This is a genomic window from Streptomyces sp. NPDC051364 (assembly GCF_040682115.1).
Taxonomy (GTDB): Bacteria; Actinomycetota; Actinomycetes; order Streptomycetales; family Streptomycetaceae; genus Streptomyces.
Genome location: NZ_JBFBAH010000037.1, coordinates 65,979 through 68,134, shown reverse-complemented (window position 1 = coordinate 68,134; position 2,156 = coordinate 65,979). Strand labels below are relative to the sequence as shown.

1 protein-coding gene and 1 pseudogene are annotated in these 2,156 nt (G+C 68.8%); both read left to right on the top strand.

What is annotated here, in order from left to right:
- Window positions 1-180: pseudogene (locus AB0M76_RS38175) on the top strand (ABC transporter permease); the annotation flags it as partial.
- Between the two features lie 473 nt (window positions 181-653).
- Window positions 654-2,156, top strand: a 1,503-nt coding sequence (locus tag AB0M76_RS38170; protein ID WP_365957329.1) for a sulfatase, incomplete at its 3' end; no start/stop codon positions are given.

Here is a 2,156-nt window from a genome sequence, read left to right as displayed (position 1 = left end):
CCCGACCTCGGCCTCGGCCTCGGCCAGCTCCTGGAGAACGGCCGCAACAACATCGACCTGCCCGGCGTGTTCCTCGCGATCATCCTCATCCTCGTCGTCGGCATCGCCATCGACCTGCTGATCTTCAGCCCCGTCGAGCGCTACGTCCTGCGCAGCCGCGGCCTGCTGGTCAAGAGCTGATCAGCGGTCGCGCTCGGCACTGACCAGCCGCAACACCCTCCGGCAGGCGCCGGACGGTGTTGCGCGGCGAGCAGCTCATCGACCGGCAGATCGGCGTCGGGCCGTGCTGGTCCCTGCACGAGCACGGCCGGGTCACCCAAGGACAGCCGTTCAAGCGGAGTTCCACTTTTCATATGCCGTACATGGACGAGCTTCACTCCCGCCCCTAACCTCATCGGCATGGCAGCAGGAAGCCCTCTCACCGCGCGCCGCCACCTCGATCTGGGCAGGCTGGCGAGCGCTCTGTGTCCGATCGCCCGGGCGCGACGGTAATCACGCATCGCCCCTTCGCACGGGATCCCCACCTGGCATTGCGCACCGCCCGCCCCCGAAGGGGCCGGCCGGTCGATGCCTGATCCTCGTCTCTCTTCCACTCTTCACGGCAGTTGATCTGCCGTACCCGTACGAGCTGCGGAACCAGGAGAAGACATCCCATGAGCGACAACAGCAGACCGCGGGTGAGCCGCCGCGGATTCCTCGCCGGCACGGCGGCCGCCGCGGCCGCCGCGGCGGTTCCGGCGATCGCCCAGGTAGCGGCCGCCGATCCCGCCGCTGCCGCGCCCCGTCCCAACATCCTGCTCATCGTCACCGACGACCAGCCCAAGCACACCGAATGGGCGCTGCCCAAGACCACGGCCTGGCTGGCCGACCAGGGCGTCAAGTTCACCAACGGGCACGTCACCACCCCGCTCTGCTCGCCCTCCCGGTCGTCGGTCCTCACCGGCCGCTACGCCCACCACCACGGCGTCCGCAACAACAACGCCTCGTACCGGCTGGACCAGAGCACCACCCTGCCCCGGTACCTGCGGCAGGCCGGTTACCGCACCGGCCTGTTCGGCAAGTGGCTCAACTCCTGGACCCTGTCCGACAACCCGCCGCACTTCGAGGAGTTCGCCCTGCTCCAGCCGGGCTACGTCGACGCGCAGTGGAACGTCAACGGCACGGTCCAGACGATCAACGGCTACACCACCGACATCATCAAGAACCGCACTTTGAACTTCCTCGACAAGGCGGCGGCCGACGCCCGGCCCTGGTTCGCGTACGTCACCCCGTACGCTTCCCACGGCCCGCGCACGCCCGAGGCGAAGTACGCCGGCACGGCCGTTCCGGACTGGGACGGCAGGCCCTCCGTCCCGGAGAACGACCGCAGCGACAAACCGGCCTACATCCGGAACGCGACGGGGACCCTGGCCGACGGGAAGCAGATCCGTGCGGAACAGCTGCGCACCCTGCTCTCCGTCGACGACACGGTCCAGGCGTTCAAGAACAAGCTCCAGGCGCTCGGACAGCTCGACAACACCTTGGTCATCTACATCGCCGACAACGGCTTCACCTGGGCCGACCACGGATGGACCAAGAAGTCGGTTCCCTATCGCCCGGCGCACGAGGTGCCGTTCTACCTCTCCTGGCCGGCCGGCGGCCTGAGCGTGGGGACCACCGACAGCCGCATCACCACGAACATCGACATCGCCCCCACGGTCCTCGACGCGGCAGGCATCACCCCCACCCACTCGGTGGACGGCAGGTCCCTGCTCTCCTCGTACAGCCGCGACCACCTGCTCGTCGAGTGGTGGCAGCAGGGCACGACCGCGGGCTGCCCGCCCACCTGGGCCTCGTACGTATCCCAGAACAAGCAGTACACGGAGTACTACGACCTCACCACCGACGGCAACGGCACCGTGTCCGGCACGGGGCAGGTGAAGTTCCGCGAGTACTACGACCTGGCGGGCGACCCGTACCAGCTGACGAACAAGCTGTACCAGGCCACCCCGGCAGACGAGCAGGACCTGGGCATCCCCGCCCTGGCGGCGCAACTCGCCGCCGACCGAACGGCACCCCGCCCAGCGAGTGCAGCGGCAGGTCCACGATGGCGAGCCCGTGGTCGTCGTCGACCACCAGCACCACCGGGTACAGCGCCAGCACGCCGCGCAGCTCCG